Origin of the sequence: Streptomyces sp. NPDC053560, assembly GCF_044544605.1 — a bacterium.
Classification (GTDB): domain Bacteria; phylum Actinomycetota; class Actinomycetes; order Streptomycetales; family Streptomycetaceae; genus Streptomyces.
In genome coordinates this window covers 187,438-210,198 of sequence record NZ_JBITXI010000011.1, presented here as the reverse complement: position 1 = coordinate 210,198, position 22,761 = coordinate 187,438, and the positions used below count along the sequence as shown (strand labels likewise).

21 protein-coding genes and 1 tRNA gene are annotated in these 22,761 nt (G+C 72.4%); 5 read left to right on the top strand and 17 right to left on the bottom strand.

The features are described from left to right. Positions 1-3: 3 nt before the first annotated feature. The gene (locus tag ACIGQF_RS26615; RefSeq protein ID WP_399714867.1) at positions 4-393 is read right to left on the bottom strand and encodes a hypothetical protein; all 390 of its coding nucleotides are present in this window, start codon (positions 391-393) and stop codon (positions 4-6) included. A 618-nt stretch (positions 394-1,011) separates the two neighbouring features. Between ACIGQF_RS26615 and ACIGQF_RS26610 the strand changes: the two genes are divergently transcribed. Next, complete coding sequence (locus tag ACIGQF_RS26610) at positions 1,012-1,725, top strand: hypothetical protein (protein WP_399714865.1); 714 nt, start codon at positions 1,012-1,014, stop codon at positions 1,723-1,725. A gap of 104 nt (positions 1,726-1,829) precedes the next feature. After that, a complete protein-coding gene (locus ACIGQF_RS26605; RefSeq protein WP_399714862.1) occupies positions 1,830-2,087 on the top strand; it encodes a hypothetical protein in 258 nt (85 codons plus the stop codon). 196 nt (positions 2,088-2,283) lie between these two features. Here the strand turns inward: ACIGQF_RS26605 and ACIGQF_RS26600 are convergent, their stop codons facing one another. Continuing rightward, a complete protein-coding gene (locus ACIGQF_RS26600) occupies positions 2,284-2,694 on the bottom strand; it encodes a rodlin (RefSeq protein WP_399714860.1) in 411 nt (136 codons plus the stop codon). 154 nt (positions 2,695-2,848) lie between these two features. Here ACIGQF_RS26600 and ACIGQF_RS26595 point away from each other — a divergent pair, with 154 nt between their 5' ends. Further along, complete coding sequence (locus tag ACIGQF_RS26595; protein WP_399714857.1) at positions 2,849-3,079, top strand: hypothetical protein; 231 nt, start codon at positions 2,849-2,851, stop codon at positions 3,077-3,079. A gap of 38 nt (positions 3,080-3,117) precedes the next feature. Here ACIGQF_RS26595 and ACIGQF_RS26590 read toward each other — a convergent pair whose 3' ends face one another. The 5 genes from ACIGQF_RS26590 to ACIGQF_RS26570 form a co-directional block, all read right to left on the bottom strand. Continuing rightward, positions 3,118-3,405, bottom strand: a complete 288-nt coding sequence (locus ACIGQF_RS26590) for a hypothetical protein (RefSeq protein ID WP_362212026.1) — start codon at positions 3,403-3,405, stop codon at positions 3,118-3,120. Positions 3,406-3,734: 329 nt separating this feature from the next. Further along, positions 3,735-4,457, bottom strand: a complete 723-nt coding sequence (locus ACIGQF_RS26585) for a chaplin (protein WP_399714853.1) — start codon at positions 4,455-4,457, stop codon at positions 3,735-3,737. Positions 4,458-4,592: 135 nt separating this feature from the next. Continuing rightward, positions 4,593-4,826 carry a chaplin gene (locus ACIGQF_RS26580; protein ID WP_361552721.1) on the bottom strand — a complete coding sequence of 78 codons (234 nt, stop codon included), beginning with the start codon at positions 4,824-4,826 and terminating at the stop codon, positions 4,593-4,595. Positions 4,827-5,156: 330 nt separating this feature from the next. Beyond that, positions 5,157-5,567, bottom strand: coding sequence for a rodlin (locus tag ACIGQF_RS26575; protein ID WP_399714850.1), 411 nt, complete (start codon positions 5,565-5,567; stop codon positions 5,157-5,159). A 206-nt stretch (positions 5,568-5,773) separates the two neighbouring features. Continuing rightward, positions 5,774-6,019, bottom strand: coding sequence for a chaplin (locus ACIGQF_RS26570; protein ID WP_362212033.1), 246 nt, complete (start codon positions 6,017-6,019; stop codon positions 5,774-5,776). A 357-nt stretch (positions 6,020-6,376) separates the two neighbouring features. Between ACIGQF_RS26570 and ACIGQF_RS26565 the strand changes: the two genes are divergently transcribed. Further along, positions 6,377-6,616 (top strand): chaplin, encoded by a 240-nt coding sequence (locus ACIGQF_RS26565; protein WP_361552730.1) that lies wholly within the window; start codon positions 6,377-6,379, stop codon positions 6,614-6,616. A 92-nt stretch (positions 6,617-6,708) separates the two neighbouring features. On the opposite strand, the gene ACIGQF_RS26560 is transcribed toward ACIGQF_RS26565, so the two are convergent. The 7 genes from ACIGQF_RS26560 to topA all read right to left on the bottom strand — a co-directional run bounded on the left by ACIGQF_RS26560 (position 6,709) and on the right by topA (position 18,823). Then, a complete protein-coding gene (locus tag ACIGQF_RS26560) occupies positions 6,709-6,933 on the bottom strand; it encodes a hypothetical protein (protein ID WP_399714845.1) in 225 nt (74 codons plus the stop codon). A gap of 651 nt (positions 6,934-7,584) precedes the next feature. Then, positions 7,585-8,508, bottom strand: coding sequence for a DUF2382 domain-containing protein (locus ACIGQF_RS26555; RefSeq protein WP_399714842.1), 924 nt, complete (start codon positions 8,506-8,508; stop codon positions 7,585-7,587). A gap of 475 nt (positions 8,509-8,983) precedes the next feature. Continuing rightward, positions 8,984-9,057 (bottom strand) — tRNA-Thr (locus tag ACIGQF_RS26550). Positions 9,058-9,127: 70 nt separating this feature from the next. Continuing rightward, a complete protein-coding gene (locus ACIGQF_RS26545) occupies positions 9,128-10,720 on the bottom strand; it encodes an alpha/beta hydrolase (protein ID WP_399714839.1) in 1,593 nt (530 codons plus the stop codon). Between the two features lie 287 nt (positions 10,721-11,007). Next, a complete protein-coding gene (locus ACIGQF_RS26540; protein WP_399714836.1) occupies positions 11,008-12,240 on the bottom strand; it encodes a DNA polymerase III subunit delta' in 1,233 nt (410 codons plus the stop codon). Positions 12,241-12,563: 323 nt separating this feature from the next. Next, complete coding sequence (tmk, locus tag ACIGQF_RS26535; RefSeq protein WP_399714833.1) at positions 12,564-15,899, bottom strand: dTMP kinase; 3,336 nt, start codon at positions 15,897-15,899, stop codon at positions 12,564-12,566. A gap of 101 nt (positions 15,900-16,000) precedes the next feature. Continuing rightward, entirely contained in the window at positions 16,001-18,823 is a 2,823-nt protein-coding gene (topA, locus tag ACIGQF_RS26530; RefSeq protein ID WP_399714830.1) for a type I DNA topoisomerase, read from the bottom strand. A 470-nt stretch (positions 18,824-19,293) separates the two neighbouring features. Here topA and ACIGQF_RS26525 point away from each other — a divergent pair, with 470 nt between their 5' ends. Beyond that, positions 19,294-20,001, top strand: a complete 708-nt coding sequence (locus tag ACIGQF_RS26525) for a DUF2752 domain-containing protein (RefSeq protein ID WP_399714827.1) — start codon at positions 19,294-19,296, stop codon at positions 19,999-20,001. 76 nt (positions 20,002-20,077) lie between these two features. On the opposite strand, the gene ACIGQF_RS26520 is transcribed toward ACIGQF_RS26525, so the two are convergent. From ACIGQF_RS26520 to ACIGQF_RS26510, 3 genes are all read right to left on the bottom strand, one after another. Continuing rightward, a complete protein-coding gene (locus ACIGQF_RS26520; protein WP_399714825.1) occupies positions 20,078-20,275 on the bottom strand; it encodes a hypothetical protein in 198 nt (65 codons plus the stop codon). A gap of 138 nt (positions 20,276-20,413) precedes the next feature. Next, a complete protein-coding gene (locus ACIGQF_RS26515) occupies positions 20,414-22,006 on the bottom strand; it encodes a methyltransferase (RefSeq protein ID WP_399714823.1) in 1,593 nt (530 codons plus the stop codon). A 121-nt stretch (positions 22,007-22,127) separates the two neighbouring features. Further along, positions 22,128-22,700 (bottom strand): small secreted protein, encoded by a 573-nt coding sequence (locus tag ACIGQF_RS26510; protein ID WP_399714820.1) that lies wholly within the window; start codon positions 22,698-22,700, stop codon positions 22,128-22,130. Between the last annotated feature and the right edge of the window lie 61 nt (positions 22,701-22,761).

Below are 22,761 nucleotides of genomic sequence, written 5' to 3'. Positions count from 1 at the left end.
AGCTCACAGCGGGTGCGAGGTGGACGCCGTGCGCGGCGCCACGGGCACCCGGCCCATCCGTGCCATCGGCGCCCGCGCCGCCGTACGGGCCGGCACCGCGGCGCGTGCGGGCATGCCGGGGCGTGCCGGAGCCCCGGCGCGCGCCGGGGCCGCCACCGGAACCGGCCCCGCGCCCCGCACCGGCGCCGCGCCCCGTGCGGGCCCCCTCGCCGGCCCCGTCACCACGGCGGGCAGCCGCGTGCCGGGCGGACCGTCGGGCCGGCCGGGGCCGCCGGGCCCCTGGCCGGTACCGCACACCGTGTCCTCGTGCGGCCAGCCGGCAGCGGCGGGCCGCCGGACGGTGCCCGCCCGCCACTCGGCGAGCAGCCGGTCGTAGATCGGAGTCGGCTCCATCCCGGGGCGCGGGACGGCTCCGGGGCGCTGTCTTTCGAGAAAGAGCTCCACGCCCGGACCAACTCGAAGCCATGGCCGGAGGTTGCGGTCCGCACCCGGACCGGGCCCCGAATACGCCTGCACCGGGGACGGCATGAAGATACGTTCCACCGCCTCCGAACAGGCCTGCTGTGTACGGGAGGCGGGACGGTGCCGGAGGGTGAGGACGGCACCGCCCCGCGAAGGCCCACGCATCACGGCCGGTGACACGTTCCGCCACACCCAGTGCAACGCCGTGCGGGGCGGGAGGTAATGATTCCGGGCCCGCTGCCACCCGGCCGGGCACTCGGGCGGGCCGGCCGGCCGTACGCACCGCCCGCACCGGCCGTCCGCCGCACGCCCCGAATGGCCGCAGCCCCACCGCTAATGCCGCTCCGCGCGAAACGGCAGGTCAGGCAATGTGACCGGGAGCAACCGCCCCACACAGTCGGTAGTCGATGAATTGCGCGTGGCGACCGCCCTTTGCACCGTGACGGTATCTCGGCGTCCCCGACGCACCGCTCGGCAGTGCCCTTCGCGGGTACCGCCTTGCCCACCACCGACCGCCACGACCGGTCACCCGAAAGGACCCCCATGCGCATGCCCCGTAAGCCCGGACTCGTCGTCACCTCCGCCGTCTGCGGCGCCCTGGTCCTCGGCACGGCCGGCCCGGCCACCGCTGCGGCCACCGAACGGACCGCCGCGCCCCCCGACGTGACCGCCCCGGCCCCCGGCGCCGACACTCCGCAGAGCAGCAGTTCCGGCGGCCTGCTGGGCGCCCTCTCCGACGTGCTCCATGTGGTCGGGGACGCGCTGAAGACCGACGACAAGAAGTCCGCTGCGCAGACCAAGGCCGAGGCCCAGGCCATCGCCGGCGAGCTGTCCAGGCTCCAGGGCCGCGATCTGATGTCCACCCCGGAGTACCCCGCGGACCAGTCGGGCCTGACCGGTGGCGACGCGCCTGCCGACATCTACGCCCAGGCCGACCCGTACGCCCCCACCGACCACTCCGGGACGAACAGGGCCCCGGCGCGTTCCGAAAGCCAGGTGCCGGCTCCGCAGCGCGCGCAGGAGCAGGCCATCGGCGTCCTGCACCACAAGCTTCTCGGCCTGGTGGCGGCCCTCGGGTCCAATGACCGGGAGGACCTCGCGACGGCCGCCCAGGAGACCGTCTTCGCCACCAGCGACCTGGCCAAGACCATCCTCGGCAACGTCCAGCGGCCCTGGGGCCAGGCACCCGGCGCGTCCGGCATGCCCCAGCAGTCGCCGTACTCCCGGCCCCCGGCCGGCGAGACACCGGACGTGGACTACTGAGCGTCGCGGGCCCTGCCCGGCTCCTCCCGCACCCGGGCTAACTCCTTCGGCCCACACCCGGCATAACCCGCGGCCGTGACTGTCGGTTGTACGTGGACGTGGACATGATGGACGACGACGAGCACGCGGACCGGCAACCGCCGCGCGTGCCCCGGCCCGGCCGCTGGGTGCGGGAGGAGCCGACGCCGATCTACGACCGACTGCTGGCCGAGTGGCACGCGCGGGGCCCGTTCCCGCCCCGCCGCGAACTCCCCGACGACGCCGAGCCGCAGGCCGGTCCGGACCGGCCGCCGCTCCGGGCGCCACGGGTGCCCGACCCGCCGCGGCCCCGGCCGCCCCGCCAACGGCCGTACGAACTCTGACCGTACGAGCTCCGACCGTACGGCCTCCGCACCGTACGGACCGCGGCCGTTCGTACGGACCGCCCCGGCCGCCGCCCACCCGCGGCGCCCGGGGCCGTCGTCGTGTCCGCCCGGGACAAGCCCGCACGCCGGCCGGACAGCAGGAAACCCGGGCCGCACCCCGCGAGGGGTGAACGGCCCGGGTTCCCGGTGGCACTTACTCGTTGCCGGCACCGTTCGCCGACAGGATCGGGATGTCGTCGAGCAGGTGCGACAGCGCCTCGTCACCCTTGTTCTGGGTCGAGTTCTCGGTGCACTGCTGGTTCTGCGGGGAGGAGAGGACGTTGATGTCCTGGACCGCGATCGGCACCAGGCCGACGAGCGAGCCGATGTTGGCCTTGGCCGGCAGGCCGATGCAGGGCTTGTTCAGGGAGCCCTGGATCAGGCCGATCTGCGGGCTCATGTTGCCGTGGGTGGTGGAGTTGCCGTACGACTGCGACGCGCCGTTGCCGCTGAGGGCGGTGGCACCTTCGTCGTCACCAACAGCCATCGCCTGCGGGGCGGCTGCGGCCGAGACACCGACGATGGACGCCGCAACTGCGGCCGAGGCCATGAACTTCTTGATCACGATTCACCCTTCTTGTTACTGAATGCCCGCATCCGGAGCGCTCTGCCCAACTCTTCTCAGCGGGTTTGGTTTTGCACTTTCACCCATATGGTTCTTCGTGCGGTCTTCGAATTCACCGTTCCGGAACGGCCGTACGGTGGAATGCGCAACGCGCGTGCGCATGTACGATCCGGGAATTCCACGCGCTGTTCAGGGAAAACGGCGCGGCGGCCCGAATGCGCCGTTCGGCGGTAAATTCTCCGGTGTGCCGGATAACGGACCGGAGCAAGGTATGTTGATCGAGCGGCCGATCAGCGGGGGCGATTCCGATCCCCTTCATCCTGGAACCGTCCTCGCGGTCGCGGGCCCGGACGGGCCGTACGCCGTCCCGCTGCACGGCGGCTGATCCTTGCGCCGGATCGGCCGCCCGGCGGTGCGGCGGCGTTACTTCCCGAGCGGCAGACCGGCCAGCGGAAGGTTTCCCGCGACACCGGTGACGCCCTCCAGCAGCCCCTCGCCGTCGCCGGCGGCCAGCGCGTGCGTGGTGTGGTGCGCGTGCTCCACCAGCGGGTCGACCTCGGCCTTGCCGGCGTTCTCGAGCGCGTCGTTCAGCCCGGCGTTCAGGCTCATGCTCGGAGAGGTCGAGGGGGCGGGTGCGGCGAACGCGGGGGTCGCGGCCCCCAGCGCCACCACGGAGCCGGCGAGGATCGCCGCGGTCTTCGCGAGCTTCATCTTCAGCGTTCCTTTCCGCAGCGGCGAGGGCGACAAGGACGCCCTGCGCGTCGCGCAGGCAGTTTGGCGAGCCGTACGTACCGCCGCTGTCGTCATGCGTAACGACCCGGTTCCCGCGCGGAAACTGCGGGCCCGCTCCCTTTTTCCCGTACCACTCGAACGACGGGGATTCCGCGGATTTCCCTGCGCACCCGGGAGAAGCCCGCCCGGCGTTATGCACACCCATCCATACGGAAATCTGAATTACTTCCCGGCGGTACGGGCAGCCCGTCCACCGCACCGCCCGGCGCCGCCGCGGAGACCGGGTGGGCGACGCCGGGCAGCGGGATTCAGCGCCCGGCCGTACGCGCCCGGCGGTACAGGATCGCCCCACCGAGCACCAGCGCGGCGCCGGTGCCGGCCGCCGCACCCAGCTGCGCCGTACCGGTGTGGGCCAGCTGCGCCCCCATGACCTCGGGCTCGGCGGCACGGGGTGCGGCGGGCCGCTCCTGCTGCGCCGGACGCGTGTGCGTCTCGGGCACAGGGTGCGGCGCGGCCTCCTCGGCGTGCTGCTTCTCACCCGTCGAGGAGTCGCAGCTGTTGCCGAAGACGGGGTTCAGCAGACCGACGACGTCCGCGGAGTTGCCGCAGGCGTTGACCGGCACGTCGACGGGCGCCTGGGCGTCGTTGCCCGATCCGACGCCCGGGGAGTTCTGCGCCGAGCCGGTCGCGCTCGCGCCGTTCCCGTCGCTGCTGCTGCCGCCGCCTCCCCCCGTGCGCTGCTGGTGTGCGCCCTGCGCATGCCCGTTGTCGTTGTCGTCGTTTCCGCCCCCGTCACTGGCACAGCCGTTGCCGAAGGCGGGGTTGAGTCCGCCGACGACGTCCACGCTGTTCCCGCAGGCGTTCGCGGGGAGCTCCACCGGCGCTTGGACGGTGTTCCCGGAGAGCACGCCCGGGGAGTTCCCGCTCTCGCCGCTCGCCCCCGCGTCCGCGAACGCGGCGCCTCCGGTCACCCCGAGTACACCGGTGGTGGCCGCGGCGGCGAGGAGACCCTTTGCCAGGACCTGTCGCATTGGTCTTCCTGTCTTCGCTTGCCGTCGCGTAAGGGCCTGCTGCCCGTACGCCCGTAATCACAAGGCGGCCCCGGGGCGCATGGCATGCGCCCCGAGGCCGTCCGGGTCGAACTCGCACCAGCGTGCGTGCGGACGTCAGTCGTTGACGCAGGTGTTGCCGAAGGCGGGGTTCAGCAGGCCGATGACGTCGATGGTGTTGCCGCAGACGTTCACGGGGATGTGAACGGGGATCTGGGCGACGTTGCCGGACAGCACGCCCGGAGAGTTGTTGGCGGCACCGCTGGCACCCGAGTCGGCGAACGCCGGCGCGGCAACGCCCGCAGCCATCAGCGTTCCAGCGGCGACCGCGGCGACCTTCGTGTACTTCACTTTCAGCCCTTTCTGCAGCGGAGTACGAAACGGTCACGACCTTCGTGCCGCACGAGCGCTATCCAGATCGCCCGTAACTACGCTGCCGTGACTGGTAACGAGCACCCCGGAGAATCGAAACCACATCTCCGGAACTTTCCCCGGAACACCCCCTAATGACCCAACGACTCGGCCTGAAGGAATGCTTGTAGGAATTTCTTCCGGTCGGCTCGCCGGTACTCAACTCGGTTGATACGACCAGTACTGGGAAGACGGTATTCGGAGACATGGAAAGGCCCGGACCGCCCAGGAGGAGAGGACTGGCGGTCCGGGCCTTCACAGCCGTTGTGATCAGCCGTTGCCGGAACCGTTGGCCGACAGCACCGGAACACCGTCCACAATGTGCGACAGCGGCTCGTCGCCCTTGTTCTGGGACGAGTTGTCGGTGCACTGCTGGTTCTGCGGGTTCGACAGGACGTTGATGTCCTGGACGGCGATCGGGACCAGGCCGACGAGCGCGCCGATGTTCGCCTTGAGCGGCAGACCGACACAGGGCTTGTTCAGCGTGCCCTGGACCAGACCGAGCTGCGTGCTCATGTGACCGGCCGTCGTCTGGTTACCGAACGACGTCGAAGCGCCGTTCCCGCTCGCGTTCGTGGCACCCCCGTCGTCACCGAGCGCCAGCGCCTGCGGAGCAGCCGCCGCCGACATACCCACAATGGACGCCGCCACGGCACCCGTGGCAAGAACCTTCTTGAACACGATTCACCCTTCTCAATACGGAATGCCCGTAGTCGGAGCGAACTGGACAACGGGATGGGGTGAGTTTGGTTGCGTGCTGTCACTCGAATGAACGTGGAACGGCGCGGTGCCCTGACGCCCGCAAGGACATCAGGCCACCGCGCCGCTGGAAAACGGTCCGCAGCCGTGCCGCCGGTCGGCTCAAATCCCGCCGTCCGGCGCTGCCGTCACTGGTTGACGCAGGGGTTGCCGAAAACCGGGTTGAGCGCACCGATGACGGTGGCGGTGTTGCCGCAGGCGTTCACCGGAACGTGAACGGGGGCCTGGACGAGGTTCCCGGAACCGACGCCCGGGGAGTTCTCGGCGGCACCGAACGCACCCGAACCGGAGGTGGCGGAAGCCATACCGGATGCACCGAGTACGGCGGCTCCGGCCACGGCGGTGAGCAGGGCGGTCTTGGCAACGCGCGACATAGCAGTACCTCTTCACTGAACAGCGGACAGTAACGTCGGCTTCGATTTCCGTCGCCCAGTTGGGCTAACAAACCGATCAACGCATCAACAGGTCGACGGGTGCGGTTTCGATCGGGTGAATCGCTGGTCAGGTGTGCGGTTCGCAACACGCCGAAGGCGCTCTCGGGCAAGCGTTGCGCGCTCCCGCGTGCCGCACCGGCCAGAATTCGGAGCGCGGTCGGTCGGCCCCGCACATTCAGCGCATTGAGCCGATCGAAGGTTTATCGGCGGCTGCCCGTAGCCGATCGACCGGAACTGCGTTCAGCACGGTGCGGCGCCCGTCCGGAGCCGCGGTAACCATCCCTGGAGGGATTCCCCATGAAGAATGCCCACAAGGCCGCTCTGGTCCTGGCTGCTGCCGGCCTCGCCACGGGTGCCGCTTCCGGTGCCGCGCTGGCCGACAGCGGCGCTTCCGGTGCGGCCGTCGGTTCGCCCGGCGTGCTTTCCGGCAACGCCGTCCAGGTTCCGGTGCACGTTCCGGTGAACGTCTGCGGCAACACCATCAACGTCATCGGTCTGCTGAACCCCGCCTTCGGCAACACCTGCGTGAACGACTGACGTTCGCGGACGGCAGTGACGGCGGAAGGGCCCCGCGAGAGCGAGGCCCTTCCGCTTTCCGTCTCCCCCGTGACTACCGGCGCGCTCCTCCGTCAGAGGAGGATTCCGCCGAGATTGACGACGTCGTTGTCGGAGTAGTAGTGGTTGTGGCCCCAGCCACCCCAGCAGCTGCCGAACCAGCAGGGTCCGGCCGCCGAGGCGGATGTCGGTGCGGCAGCAGCCTCCTGTGACTGCGCCGAGGCCACACCCGAGAGCGGGACAACGGCTGCCGCGGTGAGCGCGGCGGTGGCGGCGAAGCGTCCGATGAACTTGCGCATGGTTTCTCTCCTTTTGCGCAGAAGTGGGACACAAAAATGATTACAGCCGTGTCCCGCCCGGCGCTCGCCCAGCCCTACTAATAACCCCGGTGGGGGAATCCGGCGGCCGCATTCTCGCGTCCCCGGCACCCCGGCGTTACGGTGCCCCGCGAGCCGCAGTCGTTTGATTATTCAATCGAACGGCCGAATGCGGCACCCGGTCGGCCGACCGGCCCGGAAAAAGAAAGATTCCCGCAGGATCGGGGCACGGGGCCCCGCGAGGGGTCGCCGCCGGGTACGTGAGTCGGCTCCGGCGGCGACCGTGCGCGAGAAGGCGTGGCTCCCCGTCCCCGTCTTCTGGCGCTGGTTTCGCCCGTCACCGGCCGCCGGGAGCGCGGGAATGACCCCGGCGGGACAAGTCCGGGAGGGCGGGGCCGGAAGACCGCGACGTCGCCGCAGACTCAGCGGATCTCCGGCCGCTCATGGGCCCGGATGACGATCTCGGGGGCTCGGAGATCCATGGCTGCACGCCGTACCGGTACGCGCTGTTCCACCTGCCGGTACGGAACTTCCGTACGTTCCGAGGCTAGAACCTTCACCCCGCCCCCGGACAGCCCCATTCACGACAGCCTGCCGCTGCCCGGCCCGCAGCCCGGCCGGGCAGCCGGCCACTCAGCTCTCGCGCTCGCCGGGCCCGCCTGCCTGACGGGACTCGTCGGCCCGGCCGGTCCGATCGGCCTGCTCGGTACGGTCGCGCTCCTCAGGGAGGTCGGTCTCGATCCGCTCCTTACGGACCTCGCCCCGGACGGTCTCCTCGTCCGTGCGCTCCTCGGTGGTCAGCCGAACCCGCTCCACCGGTACGGCCTCGGTCTCCACCACCGGCCGTTCCTCGTGCAGCGTCACCTCGTGCTCGGCCTCGGTGATGTCCGGACCGGCCATCGCCGCGTCACGGTTGGCCTCGGTGATCGGTTCCCGCTCGATACGGGCCTCCTCGCGCCGCACCGGAACGGTCCGCTGGACCTCCTCGGTGACCACGTACTTGCGCAGCCGTGCCCGACCCGCCTCCCGGCGCTCGGTACCGGTACGCAGCCGCTCCTCGGAACGGGTCATCGCGTCGTCGGCGTGCTCCCCCGCGGCCACAGGACCGGGGGCAGCGGGCTCCTCGGCGATGGCTCCCGGCGCGGAGGCCGTGGGCGCCGCGCTCCGCTCCTCATCCATTCGTCCGGTGCCCGGACGCATGCCTTCCGCCGGCCGGTCGGGCTGCTGCCCGGCCGCCTCGTCGACGAGGCCGTAGTGCGCGAACAGCCGCTCCTCGTCGGACTGGGACAGATGGCCGCCGGCGTCCACGTCGACGTGCGGGGCGTCCTTGATCGTGCTCTTGGGGTACGGAACCTCCAGGTGGTCCTCCACGACGGTGGCTTCCAGGGTGGGCACGAAGGTCTCCTTCGTGCCGAACAGGCCGGTCCTGACGGTGACCCAGTCGGGCCGGCCCGTGAGGTCGTCGAAGAACACGTGCTTGGCGTCGCCGATCTTGTTGCCCTCGGCGTCGTATACCGGGTGCTCCAGCACAACGGGTATCTGTTCCTGGGTGATCACTTTCACCCTCCTCGGCTTGGCGTGACCGCATCCGCGTAGCCGGGGCCGCAGGCCGGAAACCGGTCCGCGCGGACCGAAACGCCCGCATCCGGAACCGCTGTTCCGTCCCCCTCCCAGCCGGCCGCGCCCAGCCATGACCAGGTAGCCGCAAGCGCGCCGCCGGTCGCTCCATCCGCCCAGCTCGCACGCTTCCGGCCAGCGTCCGCGACCGGCTCCGGACGCCACCCGTCCACACGAAGCCGCACCAGGAGCGGTCCACATCCAGTCACGCGCACGGACGCCAAGGACCGGCCACCCCGCCGCCGGATGGCGCGGGGCGGTGTCCCCCGAGGGAACCCGCCGGGCCGGAGCTCCCGGCCCCGGAACGTCGATGCACCGCTCCACAACCGCCCCACCGGCAAGGCTGCGCCGGACCATCCCCCCCCGCACACAGCAAAGGACCAGGTCAGAATCTTCTGACCTGGTCCTTTCACGGAGCCGCCTAAGGGAATCGAACCCTTGACCTACGCATTACGAGTGCGTCGCTCTGGCCGACTGAGCTAAGGCGGCGTGGTGCGCGGCCCAGTCTACACATGGCGGAGGGGTGGTTCGTAATCGGCTTTGGGGGCGGGCTCCGGGGTCAGGAGCAGCGCTTGTTCCTGGCCGGCGGGGCGCCTTCCAGGAGGTAGGTGTTCACGGCGGTGTCGACGCAGTCGCTGCCGCGGCCGTACGCGGTGTGGCCGTCGCCCTCGTACGTCAGCAGGCGGCCCGAGGAGAGCTGGGAGGCCAGGCCGCGGGCCCAGGGGTACGGGGTCGCCGGGTCGCGGGTGGTGCCGATGACCATGATCGGGGCCGCGCCCTTCGCTTCGATGCGGTGCGGCTCACCGGTGGCCTTGGCGGGCCAGTACGCGCAGTTCAGCGGGGACCACGCGAAGTTGTCGCCGAAGACCGGGGAGGCCTTGCGGAAGGCGGGGAGCGCGGCCTCGACCTGCGCGGGCGAGGAGAAGGCGGGCGGGAGGTCGAGGCAGTTCACCGCGGGGTTGGCGAACATCTGGTTGGCGTAGCTGCCGTCGGGGTCACGCTCGTAGTAGGAGTCGGAGAGCGCGAGCAGGCCGCTGCCGTCGCCCTTCTTCGCCTTGCCGAGGTACTCGCGGAGCAGCGGCCAGGCCGTCTGGTCGTACATGGCGGCGATGACGCCGCTGGTCGCCAGGGACTCGGTGAGCTTGCGGGACTCCCCCGTGGCGACGGGGTGCGCGTCCACCCGCCGGAAGAAGGCGGAGAGCTGCTTGCCCGCGTCCGCGGTGCTCTTGGTGCCCAGCGGGCAGTCGCGCTTCTTGATGCAGTCGGCGGCGAAGGACGTGAAGGCGGTGTTGAAGCCGGCGGTCTGGTCCTCGTTGAGCTGCCGTGAGGTGAGCGAGGGGTCCATCGCGCCGTCCAGGACGAGCCGGCCGACGCGGGAGGGGTACAGGCCCGCGTACGTCGCGCCGAGGAAGGTGCCGTACGAGGCGCCCACGTAGGTCAGCTTCCGGTCGCCCAGGACGGCCCGGAAGATGTCCATGTCGCGCGCGGCCTCGACGGTCGAGACATGGCCGAGCACCTTGCCGGAACGGGCCTTGCAGCCGTCCGCGAAGTTCTTGAAGGCGGTGGTGAGCTTCTTCTGCTCCGCCTTGTCGTCCGGGGTCTGGTCGACCTGTGTGTACGCGTCCATCCGCTGGTCGGAGAGGCAGCGCACCGGCTCGCTGCGGGCGACGCCGCGCGGGTCCATCGCGACCATGTCGTAGCGGGCCTTCACGGCGGCCGGCTCCGGCGCGTACTGCTGGAGGTAGTTGATCGCGGAGGCGCCGGGGCCGCCCGGGTCGACCATCAGGGAGCCGAGCCGCTTGCCGGGGCCGGTGGCCTTCTTGCGGGAGACGGCGAGCTTCAGGTCGGTGGCGCTGCTGGGCTTCGCGTAGTCGAGGGGGGCCTTGAGGGTGGCGCACTCGAAGCCCTTGGGGCCGCAGGAGCGCCAGGCCGGCTTCTGGTCGTAGTACGGGCGCAGGGCCGCCGGTACGGCCGCGGGCAGCGGGTCGAGGAGCTTGGTCGCCTTGTCGCTGTCCGGGCGCGCGTCGGGGCCGTTCTGCGCCGGGGAGGCGACGGTGTCGCCCCCCTTGCTCGCGGACGAGCTGCAGGAGACGAGTAGCGCGGCGGCCGCGAGCACGGCGCCGGAGGTGCGAAACAGACGGCTGGTGTCCATGGGGCGGTCCCTCGGTCGGCGGCGGTGGCGGCGCTCGGCTCGTGACTGTTCGTGACCAATGGTGACAGTTGGCGACAGCTCTGGGGAGCGTATCCGTACCGGTGCGCCCGTGCCCGGCCTATTGCCCTCGTCCGAGTGACTTCAGCCGCTTGGTGGGCACGGCTCGGCCAAACCGGCGGGGTACCGGGTGGCCGAGAGGGGTGGGGGAGGGCTCCCCGGCAGCCGGGCGGTGGGCTGCTCCCCGCAGCCGATGGTCACGGGGCGGTGGGCGCGGGTCGGGGGGCCGGTCAGCCCGCTCGGAGGGCGGCGGTCATGGCTTCGACGGCGAGGAGCGGGGCCACGTTGCGGTCCAGGGCCTGGCGACAGGCGAGCACCGCTTCTATGCGGCGCAGGGTGCGCTCGGGCGTGGAGCCGCCGGCGATGCGCTGGACGCTGTCCCGTACGTCCTCGTTGGCCAGCTCGGAGGCGGTGCCGAGCTGGACGGCCAGGACGTCGCGGTAGAAGCCCGTCAGGTCGCTGAGGGCGAGGTCCAAACTGTCGCGCTGCGTACGCGTGGAGCGGCGCTTCTGCCGGTCCTGGAGGTCCTTCATCACGCCCGCCGTACCGCGCGGCAGCCGCCCGCCGGTGCCGGCCGCTGCGCCCAGCGCGGCCCGCAGCTCCTCGGTCTCCTTGGTGTCGACCTCCTCGGCGACCTGCTTGGCGTCCTCCCCCGCCGCGTCGATCAGCTCCTGCGCGGCCTTGAGGCAGCCGCCGATGTCGTCGACCCGGAGCGGCAGCTTGAGGACGGCGGCGCGGCGGGCCCGGGCGCGCTCGTCCGTTGCCAGCCGGCGGGCCCGGCCGATGTGCCCCTGGGTGGCGCGGGCGGCGGCAGCGGCGGCGGCCGGCTCGATGCCGTCGCGCCGCATCAGCATGTCGGCCACGGCCGAAGTGGCGGGCGTCCGCAGCGTCAGCAGGCGGCAGCGCGACCGGATGGTGGGCAGCACGTCCTCGATGGAGGGCGCGCAGAGCAGCCAGACCGTACGCGGCGCGGGCTCCTCGACGGCCTTCAGGAGGACGTTGCCCGCGCCCTCGGTGAGGCGGTCGGCGTCCTCCAGGACGATCACCTGCCAGCGTCCGCCGGCCGGTGACATGGAAGCCCTGCGGACCAGGTCGCGGGTCTCCTTCACGCCGATGGACAGCAGATCCGTACGGACCACCTCGACGTCGGCGTGCGTCCCCACCAGCGTGGTGTGGCAGCCGTCGCAGAAGCCGCAGCCGGGCGTGCCCCCCAGGGCGCGGTCGGGGCTCACACACTGCAGCGCCGCCGCGAAGGCGCGGGCCGCGGTGGACCGGCCCGAGCCGGGCGGACCGGTGAAGAGCCAGGCGTGCGTCATCCTGGACGCGCTCATGGAGGCCGGCGCGGCCTCGGACGCGGCCTGGCCCGCCTCCTCGGCCGTGACCAGGGCGTCCGCGTCGCGCGCCGCGGCGGCGAGCTGATCCGTCACCCGCTCCTGGCCCACCAGGTCGTCCCACACCGCCATTGCCGCTCCGCCGTCCTGTCCGTGTCTGCCGTGCCGTCGCCGTACCGTGCCGTGCCGTGCCGCCGCCGCGCGCCTCCCGGCACGCCGCCTTCCCCGTGCCGTCGCATCGCCCGGTCGGTCCGTCGCATTCCATTGTGGTGGACGGCACCGACACTCCCGACCGCCTGTGGAAAACCTCGGGGGCGGGAGGGGGCGGAAAGCAGCACCGGCAGGCCGCCACGGCGGACCGGCAGCCCCACCCGGTACCGGGTCGCCCACCCACCCGAAAACGCCCCGGCCCCCGGTACGCGCATGTACCGGGGGCCAGGGTCGGGAGTCGGGGGTCAGCGGCGGCCGCGGCGGCCGCGCTGCTCCTCCTCTTCCGTGTCGCGCGGGCCGAGCAGCTCGTCCGCGAGGGTCGGGAGGTCGTCCAGCGGGGTCTCCTCGGCCCACTCCGGGCGCCGGCGGCCGGCCGGCCGCGCCTGCTGCTCGTACTGCGGGTGCGGCTGCTGCGGCGCGTACGACTCGTACGGCGACTGCCCGGCGGGCCGGCCGGTCGCCGGGTCGATCTGCGGCAGCTCGGCGGTGCGCTCGGTGCTCGACTCGGCCGCCGGCCGTCGCGTGCCGCCCTCCTCCGGGCGGAACATCCACGACGGAACCCGGTCCTCCGGGCCCTCGGGACGCACGGGCGGCAGCACGGCGGTCTCATCGGCCGCACGGCTCCGGTCCGCCTCCTCCGGACGTACGGACGGCAGCACGGCGGTCTCATCGGCGGCGTCGGAGCCCGCGGGGGACGTCCGCCGGCCGGACTCGGGCCGGTCGTCGTCCCGGGCCGGCTCGGGCTGCGGGAGCACCGCGGTCTCCTCGGGGTCGGAGCCGGGCCGGGCGTCCCGGTCCCCGGCTTCGGCGCCGGAGCGGGGCGCGTTCCCGGAGCCGGGCGCCGCCTCCTTGTGCATGTCCACCCGCGGCGTCCCACCGGGCACGGTCTCCGCCGCGTCCGAAGCGGAGCCCTGCGCGTCCTCCACGTACTTCTTGCGCATGCTGAAGACCGGCGTCTCGGTGGTCGGCGCGTCGGCGTCGTGGACGCCCTCGGCCGCCGTGGCCGCGGCGAGCCGCGCCTGCTCGGCGCGGAGCAGCGCCTCCTCCGCCTTGCGCTGCTTCTCCAGGCGGCGCTCCTCGGCCTCCTGGCGGAGCCGCTTCTCCTCTTCGTGCTGCCGGCGCAGCCGCTCCTGCTCGGCCTGACGGGCGGCCTCCTCGGCCTCCCGGCGCCGGCGCTCCTCCTCGGCCTGGCGGCGGGCCTCCTCGGCACGCTGCCGGGCCTCCTCCGCCTGCCGCGCGGCCTCGCGCGCCTTGGCGGCTTCGATCTCGCGGCGCTTGCGCTCCTCCTCCTCGGCGCGCAGCCGGGCGAGCTGCTCCTGGCGCTCGCGCTCCTGCCGCTCCTCCTCGGCCTTGCGCGCGGCCTCTTCCTCGGCCTTCCTGCGTGCCTCCTCCTCGGCGGCCTTGCGCGCCTCGGCCTGGGCCTCGACCTCGGACTCGGACAGCGGCAGCACCTGGTCCAGGCGGTGCCGTACGACCGTGGTGACGGCCTCGGGCTCCTGCCCGGCGTCCACGACCAGATAGCGCGCCGGGTCGGCGGAGGCGAGCGCGAGGAAGCCGCTGCGCACCCGCTCGTGGAACTCCGCGGGCTCGGACTCCAGCCGGTCCGGCGCCTCGGTGAAGCGCTCGCGGGCGGTCTCCGGGGATACGTCCAGCAGGACCGTGAGGTGCGGGACGAGGCCGTCGGTGGCCCAGCGGGAGATGCGGGCGATCTCGGTGGGGGCGAGGTTGCGGCCCGCGCCCTGGTACGCCACCGAGGAGTCGATGTACCGGTCGGTGATGACGACGGCGCCGCGCTCCAGGGCGGGCCGGATCACGCTGTTCACGTGCTCGGCGCGGTCCGCGGCGAACATCAGGGCCTCGGCCCGGTCGGAGAGGCCGGAGGTGGAGACGTCCAGGATGATCGAGCGCAGCCGCTTGCCGATGGCGGTGGCGCCCGGCTCGCGGGTCACCACGACCTCGTGGCCCTTGGCCCTTATCCAGTCGGCGAGCGCCTCGACCTGGGTGGACTTGCCGGCCCCGTCGCCGCCCTCCAGGGCGATGAAGAAGCCGGTCGACGCCGGGGCCTGCTCCGGGTCGCCGCCGCGCAGCGCCTCGCGCAGGTCGCGGCGGAGCGGTACGCCCTGCCGGTCGTCGGTCTTGCCGAGCACCCACGCGGCGACCGGCAGCAGCAGCGCGCCGACGAGCATGAGCGTGAACGCGGCACCGCCGTGCGCGAAGACGAACGAGCCGTTCCCGAGGTGGTGCGGGCCGATGCCGGCGGCCAGCAGCGGGCCAATGATCGCGGCGGGCGCGACGGCGAGCCGTACGACGGCGTGCAGGTGCTCGGTCGTGCGGGAGGTACGGAACTCCTCGGACTCCTGGTCGAGGAGGACGTGTCCGGTGTTGGCCGCGACACCGGCGCTCACCCCGGCGAGCAGCGCCAGCAGCAGGACCGTGGTCGGGTCGGGGACCAGGCCCATGGCCAGCAGCGCGAGGCCGGTGACGGCGACGGAGAGGGCGAGCAGCCGGCGGCGGGAGAAGCCGGGCAGGATCTTGCGGGCCCTGCGGATGCCGACGACCGGGCCACCGCTCAGTGCCAGCACGAAGAGGCCGAAGCCGACCGGGCCGCCCCCGAGGTCGCGCACGTGCAGGACGCTGACGGCGACGGCGGCGGCGATCGCGGCGGCCACCGCCGCGCAGGCCAGCACGAGGAGCGGGATCGCGCCCGTGCGCCCCTTGTCGACGCCGGTGCCGCTCTTGGGGCGGCGCAGCCCCTCAAGAGGCGAGCGCGGACGCGGCGTACGGGAGCCGGGGAACGCGAGGAAGTACAGGATCGAGACGGACGCGGCGAACAGGCCGGCGGCCACGTACGAGCCGAGGGCCGCCTGGTGGGTGTGGAACCACTCGATGCCCGCGCCCAGGGCGTTGCCGATGAGGGTGACGACCAGGAGGCCGGCGGCGGCGATGGGCAGCGACACGAAGCCCGTGCGCAGGAAGAGCCGGCGCAGCGCGTCGTGGTGGTCCGGCTGCGGTCTCACGGCGTCGCCCTCGGCGGGAGGCGCGGGCAGCAGCCCGGGCGCCGCGCTCTCCCGGCACACCGTCCAGAAGCGCTCGGCGACGCCGGTCACGAAGGCCGTGATCAGCACGCAGGCCAGGGCGTTGCCCGGGAGCCAGTCGATCCACAGGGGGGCGACGATCAGCGCCAGGGCACGTACGCCGTCCGCGGCGATCATCGTCCAGCGACGGTCCAGCGGGCCGTCGGGGGCGGTCAGCGCGGAGAGCGGGCCGAGCAGCACGGCACCGAAGAGCAACGTCGACAGGAGGCGGGCACCGAAAACGGCGGCGACCGCGAAGGCCGCGCCCCGGTATCCGCCACCGAAGGCCGCGGCGCCTCCGTGGGGGGTGAAGACCGCCGCTTGAAGCGCGAGCAGAACCAGGACCAGCACGCCGAGGGCATCACCGATGCCACCGACGAACTGGGCGCTCCACAGCCGTTTGAGCGGAGGGAAGCGCAACAGGGCTCGCACGGCGCGCTCGCGGGAGTCCGCGGCGAGGGCGCCGGATGTGGGGGTCACGACCGTTGGCTGCTCGGTACGCGTCATTCCGCCAGCCTAGCGGGACCCGGTGACACACCGGGTCCCTGCCCGAACATAGGAGCGGACCTGGCGGTCCTGCTCCGAGGGACGCCCGCCGGGCGCCGGCCTCATTCGCCGGACGGGCTGGTTTTCGCCGTCTTCTTGGCCGCGGTCTTCTTCGCGGTCGTCTTCTTGGCCGTCGTCTTCTTCGCGGCCGTCTTCTTGGCGGCGGTCTTCTTCGCCGGCGCCTTCTTGGCCGTCGTCTTCTTCGCCGCGGTCTTCTTCTTGGCCGGGCCCTTGGCGCGCTTCTCGGCGAGCAGCTCGTACCCGCGCTCGGGAGTGATCGACTCGACGTCGTCGTCCCGCCGCAGCGTCGCGTTGGTCTCGCCGTCGGTGACGTACGGGCCGAAGCGGCCGTCCTTGACCACGACCGGCTTCTCGCTGACCGGGTCGGTGCCCAGCTCCTTCAGCGGCGGCTTGGCGGCGGCCCGGCCGCGCTGCTTGGGCTTGGAGTAGATCTCCAGCGCCTCGTCGACCGTGATGGTGAAGAGCTGCTCCTCGCTCTCCAGGGAGCGCGAGTCCGTGCCCTTCTTCAGGTACGGGCCGTAGCGGCCGTTCTGCGCGGTGATGTCCACGCCCTCGGCGTCCTGGCCGACCACCCGCGGCAGCGACATCAGCTTCAGCGCGTCCGCCAGCGTGACCGTGTCCAGGGACATCGACTTGAAGAGCGAGGCCGTGCGCGGCTTGACCGCGTTCTTGCCGGTCTTCGGGGTGCCGTCGGGCAGGATCTCGGTGACGTACGGGCCGTACCGGCCGTCCTTGGCCACGATCTGGTGGCCGGTCTCCGGGTCCGTGCCCAGCTCGAAGTCGCCGCTGGGCTTGGCCAGCAGCTCCTCGGCGAACTCCACGGTCAGCTCGTCGGGTGCCAGATCGTCCGGCACATCGGCGCGCTGGTGGTTGTCGGTGTCCTTCTCGCCGCGCTCCACGTAGGGGCCGTAGCGGCCCACCCGGAGGACGATGCCGTCGCCGACCGGGAAGGAGGACACCTCGCGGGCGTCGATCGCGCCCAGGTCGGTGACCAGTTCCTTCAGACCGCCCAGGTGGTCGCCGTCGCCGTTGCCCGCCTCGGAGGCGGCGCCCTCGGCCTCGCCCTCACCGAAGTAGAAGCGGCGCAGCCACGGCACGGACTGGGCCTCGCCGCGCGCGATGGCGTCGAGGTCGTCCTCCATCTTGGCGGTGAAGTCGTAGTCGACGAGCCGCCCGAAGTGCTTCTCCAGGAGGTTGACCACGGCGAAGGACAAGAAGGACGGCACCAGGGCCGTGCCCTTCTTGAAGACGTAGCCGCGGTCCAGGATGGTGCCGATGATCGACGCGTACGTCGACGGACGGCCGATCTCCCGCTCCTCCAGCTCCTTGACCAGCGTGGCCTCGGTGTAGCGGGCCGGCGGCTTGGTGGCGTGGCCGTCGACGGACATCTCGCGGGCGGTCAGCGGGTCGCCCTCGGCGACCTGCGGCAGCCGGCGCTCGCGGTCGTCCAGCTCGGCGTTCGGGTCGTCGGCGCCCTCGACGTACGCCTTGAGGAAGCCGTGGAAGGTGATGGTCTTGCCGGACGCGCTGAACTCGGCGTCCCGGCCGTCGCTCGCCGTACCGCCGAGCTTGACGGTGACGCTGTTGCCGGTGGCGTCCTTCATCTGCGACGCGACGGTGCGCTTCCAGATCAGCTCGTACAGCTTGAACTGGTCGCCGGTCAGACCGGTCTCGGCGGGCGTGCGGAAGCGGTCGCCGGAGGGGCGGATCGCCTCGTGCGCCTCCTGCGCGTTCTTGACCTTGCCCGCGTAGGAGCGCGGCTTCTCCGGGAGGTAGTCGGCACCGTAGAGCTGCGTGACCTGCGTACGGGCCGCCGCGACGGCGGTGTCCGACAGCGTCGTGGAGTCCGTACGCATATAGGTGATGAAGCCGTTCTCGTACAGCTTCTGGGCCACCTGCATGGTCGACTTCGCACCGAAGCCCAGCTTGCGGCTGGCCTCCTGCTGCAGCGTCGTCGTACGGAACGGGGCGTACGGGGAGCGGCGGTACGGCTTGGACTCGACCGAGCGGACTGCGAAGCGCGTGTCCTCCAGGGCGGCGGCCAGCGCGCGGGCGTTCGCCTCGTCCAGGTGCAGGACCTGGTCGCTCTTGAGCCGGCCGTCGGCGCCGAAGTCGCGGCCCTGGGCCACGCGGCGGCCGTCGACGGTGGTCAGGCGGGCGCCGAAGGTGCCCGGGTCGCTCGCGTCGCCCTCACGGCCGGTGGCGAAGGTGCCGGTCAGATCCCAGTACTCGGCGGAGCGGAAGGCGATGCGCTCGCGCTCCCGCTCGACGACGAGCCGGGTGGCGACGGACTGCACGCGGCCGGCCGACAGCCGGGGCATGACCTTCTTCCACAGGACCGGCGAGACCTCGTAGCCATAGAGGCGGTCGAGGATGCGGCGGGTCTCCTGGGCGTCGACGAGCTTCTTGTTCAGCTCGCGCGGGTTCGCCACGGCGTCCCGGATGGCGTCCTTGGTGATCTCGTGGAAGACCATGCGGTGGACGGGGACCTTGGGCTTGAGGATCTCCTGGAGATGCCAGGCGATGGCCTCGCCCTCGCGGTCCTCATCGGTGGCGAGGAAGAGTTCGTCGGACTCGGCCAGCAGCTCCTTGAGCTTTTTGACCTGGTCCTTCTTGTCGCTGTTCACGACATAGATCGGCTGGAAATCGGCGTCGACGTTCACGCCGAGACGCGCCCAGGACTCGCCCTTGTACTTCGCCGGGACCTCGGCCGCGCCGTTCGGAAGGTCACGGATGTGCCCGACGCTCGCTTCGACGACGTATCCAGGGCCGAGGTAGCCCTTGATCGTCTTCGCCTTGGCAGGCGACTCGACGATGACGAGTCGGCGGCCGCCGCCTTGTGCGGTGTCGCTGGTCGGGGACAACTTCGCTCTTCTCTCCGGTCGACGCTGGGGGGTACCCCGGGACGGAACTCCCGAGGGCGACTCTGCGGTGACGCTGCGGAGTGTGACGGTACATCCCGCCCCCGTGTCAAACGGAAAAAGCCCACAACGCCACTCGAACGGTAACCCGAGTCCAGCCCTTCGTGCCGCCCGGACCGCGCTCCGCCGGTCCCGGCACCCTGCGTGATCACGTGCCCTGCGGGGGCCGCGGAAGGGGCCGCCACGGGGCGCGCCGGGGGCCGGCGCGGCACGGAAGAAGACGCTCCGGATTCGGCTCCGTGCACTCCGCCCGGCTGGAACGGAAGGGGCCCGCCGGAAATTCCGGTTCCGGGCGGCACCACGCCGGGAAGCGGGTCTCCGGCGGCGCGGGACAGGGGCCGGCACCCGGTGCCGGGGCGGCTGGCAGGATGGGTGGCCGGTCACACACTCATACGTCTTCGGGGGCGCCGGCCATGACGGAGCAGCACGGCGGCCACATACATGCGGTACCGGGTGCGGCGACACCGACGGCCCCGCCCGCTCCGGGCGCGTCGCCGACCGCCCCTCCGGGCGCGTCGCCCCACGCCACCTCGGGCGTGCCGTCGCACACCACTCCGGGTACGTCGTCGGCCGCCCCTCCGGAAGCACCGCCGTACGCGGCACCTGGTGAGTCGCCGTACGCAGCGCCCGATGAGTCGCCGTGGGCGAGTCCCAGTGGGTCGCCGTACGCAGCACCGGACGGCGGGCAGCAGGCCGGCGGAAAGCCGGACGACCGGCAGCGGGCCGACCCGCGACGGGTGCGGCGGACGACGCTCCTCGGGGCGCTGGCGATGACCGGCCTCACCACGGCGGCCTGCGCGTATCTGTGGCACACCGACCCACACCAGCCCGGACAGCTGCTGCCGCGCTGCCCGTTCAACGTCATGACCGGGCTGCTCTGCCCGGTGTGCGGGGGCACCCGCATGGCGTACGACCTGCTGCACGGCGACCTGTCCGCGGCGTTCCACGACAACGCGGCGCTGCTGGTCCTCGGGGTGCCGCTCACCGCCTACGTGGGAGGACGGCTGCTCTACGAAGGACTGCGGGGCCGCCGCTACCGTGTCCGGCCCAGGACACGCACGCTCGCCGTCGCGCTCGCGCTCGCGGCCGTCTGGGGCGTCGTACGGAACGTGACGGGCTGAGGGCACCGGAGACGGGGGCGGGGCCGCGGCCGACGGCCGGGCCGGTGCCTTCGAGAGCAGCCGGGCTCCCGGAGCGTCAGGCCGCCGAGAGCAGCCAGCCGCCCACCGCGAGGAAGAGCGTGCCGAAGAGCGCGGTCATGGTCACCGCGAGCGGGCGGCCGACCCCGTGAGCGACGGGTGCGTGGAAACCGAGGCGCGCCACCAGCCAGAGCAGCAGTCCGCCGCCGAAGAGCGTGAAGGCAGCACCGGAGAACAGCGCGGGACCACTTTCCATGGCCGCAGCGTGGCAGCCCCGCGCGTCCCCCCGGCGAACGCCGGGTGAACACGCGCGCGCCCTCCCCCGTACGGGCTCCCCACGGCCTCCCCAGGGGCTTCACGTCCGCTCCCGGAGGCCGGCCCCGGGGAGGCCGTGTCAGCCCTCGGCCGGGTCCCCGTCGTCCGCCGGGCCGCCGACCGGCTCCAGGAAGCCCTGTTCGACCAGCATGCGGATCGCCTCCGGCGTACGGTCCCGCAGCAGTACCGGGTCGTCGCCGACCAGCTGCGCGATGGCGTCCAGGATGCGCCCGGCCGGGAGCGAGCCGTCACAGACCCCGGCGAAGCCCGCGCCGACCGTGTCGACCTTCGTGGCCCGCCGCATGCCCCGGTTCTGACGGAGCACCACGTGCTCCGGGTCCTCGGCGCCCGGCAGCCCGACCTGCTCCTGCACGACCTCGGGGGCGAGCTTGAACCGCCCGGCAAGCAGCGCCGCGTCGTCCGTGGCCCGCAGGAAGTCCTGCCGCGCGAAGTGGCCGAGGACGGCGGGGCCGAGCGGCTGCTCGACCGGGTGCGGCCACTCCTCGATCGTGATCGACGGCTCGTCGGCGCCGGACTTGCGCAGCGTGATCCACCCGAAGCCGATCGCCTTGGTCTTGCGTGCCTCGAACTCCTCCAGCCACGCCTCGTACCGCGCGGCGTACTCCTCGGGGCCCGCCCGGTGGTCGCCGGCGTCCCGCAGCCACAGCTCGGCGTACTGCGTGACGTCCTGCACCTCGCGCTGCACGATCCAGGCGTCGCAGCCGCGCGGCACCCAGGAGCGCACCCGGTCCTTCCAGTCCTCGCCCTCGACGTGCTGCCAGTTCGCCAGCAGCTGGCAGTACCCGCCGTCGTTCAGATGGCCGGCCGACTGCTGCACCAGCGTGCGGCACAGGTCGTCGCCGCCCATGCCGCCGTCGCGGTACGTGAGCCGGGCGCCCGGGGAGATCACGAAGGGCGGGTTCGAGACGATCAGGTCGTACGTCTCCTCGCCGACCGGCTCGAACAGCGAGCCCTCCCGGAGATCGGCGGGCCGGGCACCGGACAGCGCGAGGGTGAGCGCGGCGATGCGCAGCGCCCGCGGGTTCAGGTCCGTCGCGGTGACGCGGGTCGCGTACTCGGCGGCGTGCAGCGCCTGGACGCCGGAGCCCGTGCCGAGGTCGAGGACGGAGTCGAAGTGCGGCCCGGCGGCCGGCGCACCGGCCTGGGGGCGCAGCATGAGGCCCGCGAGCGTGGTGGACGCGCCGCCCACGCCGAGCACCAGCTCGCCGCGGTCCACGCCGGCCGGGCCGCGGCCGATGCCGCCCGCGCCGCCGACCGCGCAGCCCAGGTCGGAGACGATCCACCAGTCCTGGCCCTCGGGGCCGCCGTACGGGCGGACGTCCACGGTCGCGCGTACCTCGTCGCCGTCCCGGACGAGCCAGCCGTCGGCGAGGCAGTCGTCCAGGGGCAGCGCGGCGCCCGCGCGCGCCGCCGGCACCGGCTGCTGGAGCAGGAAGAGCCGCACCAGGGCCGGCAGCGGGCCCTCGCCTCTGGTGGCGCGCAGGGCCGGCACGGTCTCGCTGCGGGCCAGCGCGGCGTAGGCGGTGGCGCCGAGCAGCTCCAGCAGGCCGTCGGCGGTGAAGCCGGCGGCCAGCAGCGCCTCCCGCAGCCGGGCGGTGCGGGCGGCGGACTGGGGGTCTCGGTCGTCTGCGACGGGGAGGTGCGTACTCACACTCCCCATTGTCAGGGCAACCGCCGACGGCGAACCACCGGCACGACGGCCGCGGCCCGGCCGGTCCCGTACGGACGAGCCGTCAGGAGGGCCGGGCCGCCGCCGTGCGTACGGCTACCGCTCAGGAGCCCTTCTGCGGCGAGGTCGACGCCTTCTGGGTCTGGCAGCCCTTCTGACCCGACATCGCCTTGCCGACGTCGCCGGACTCCAGCTTCTTGAAGGCGGCCTCGCTCTTCTTGTTGAGCTTGTTGATGCCGTCCGACAGCGAGCGCAGCCCGTCGGCGAACTTCTGCTTGTCCTTGGTGTCCAGGCCGTCGACCTCCTTCTTGAGGTCCGCGTAGCCCGAGGAGAGGCCCTTCAGCTCCTTGACCGCGTTCTTCTGGTCGGCGGCGCCGCCGTCGACCGGCGGGGCGCCCGCCTTGTCCAGCGACTTGGCCAGCGAGCCGTAAGCGTCCGAGATGCGCTGGAACGCCTGCGAGTCGGTCTGCTGGACCTTCTTGGAGTCGGTCGTCCCGTCGTCCGCGGTCTGCATCGACGCGTTGGCGTCCTGGATCTGCTTGAACTGAGCCTGCGCCGGATCGCAGAAACGCTTGGCCCAGTCGTCGAGCTTCTTGTTGCTGTCGTCGCTGCAGCCGGCCAGCGCGAGCACCAGTGCCGCACCGCCGGACAGTGCAGCCGCAAGCTTCTTGTTCACCGGATTGGTCCCTTCCATGGCTCTCGGCCCCGGAACATACACGCCCAACAGGCTTTGACCA

Excerpts from the sequence above, each read along its gene's own strand:
- ACIGQF_RS26590 (WP_362212026.1), bottom strand. The coding sequence starts at position 3,405 with ATGAAGCTCGCGAAGACCGCGGCGATCCTCGCCGGCTCCGTGGTGGCG.
- ACIGQF_RS26560 (WP_399714845.1), bottom strand. The coding sequence starts at position 6,933 with ATGCGCAAGTTCATCGGACGCTTCGCCGCCACCGCCGCGCTCACCGCG.
- ACIGQF_RS26525 (WP_399714827.1), top strand. The coding sequence starts at position 19,294 with ATGACGGAGCAGCACGGCGGCCACATACATGCGGTACCGGGTGCGGCG.
- ACIGQF_RS26545 (WP_399714839.1), bottom strand. The coding sequence starts at position 10,720 with ATGGACACCAGCCGTCTGTTTCGCACCTCCGGCGCCGTGCTCGCGGCC.
- ACIGQF_RS26605 (WP_399714862.1), top strand. The coding sequence starts at position 1,830 with ATGATGGACGACGACGAGCACGCGGACCGGCAACCGCCGCGCGTGCCC.
- tmk (WP_399714833.1), bottom strand. The coding sequence starts at position 15,899 with ATGACGCGTACCGAGCAGCCAACGGTCGTGACCCCCACATCCGGCGCC.
- ACIGQF_RS26570 (WP_362212033.1), bottom strand. The coding sequence starts at position 6,019 with ATGTCGCGCGTTGCCAAGACCGCCCTGCTCACCGCCGTGGCCGGAGCC.
- ACIGQF_RS26565 (WP_361552730.1), top strand. The coding sequence starts at position 6,377 with ATGAAGAATGCCCACAAGGCCGCTCTGGTCCTGGCTGCTGCCGGCCTC.
- ACIGQF_RS26540 (WP_399714836.1), bottom strand. The coding sequence starts at position 12,240 with ATGGCGGTGTGGGACGACCTGGTGGGCCAGGAGCGGGTGACGGATCAG.
- ACIGQF_RS26615 (WP_399714867.1), bottom strand. The coding sequence starts at position 393 with ATGGAGCCGACTCCGATCTACGACCGGCTGCTCGCCGAGTGGCGGGCG.
- ACIGQF_RS26520 (WP_399714825.1), bottom strand. The coding sequence starts at position 20,275 with ATGGAAAGTGGTCCCGCGCTGTTCTCCGGTGCTGCCTTCACGCTCTTC.
- ACIGQF_RS26610 (WP_399714865.1), top strand. The coding sequence starts at position 1,012 with ATGCCCCGTAAGCCCGGACTCGTCGTCACCTCCGCCGTCTGCGGCGCC.
- ACIGQF_RS26585 (WP_399714853.1), bottom strand. The coding sequence starts at position 4,457 with ATGCGACAGGTCCTGGCAAAGGGTCTCCTCGCCGCCGCGGCCACCACC.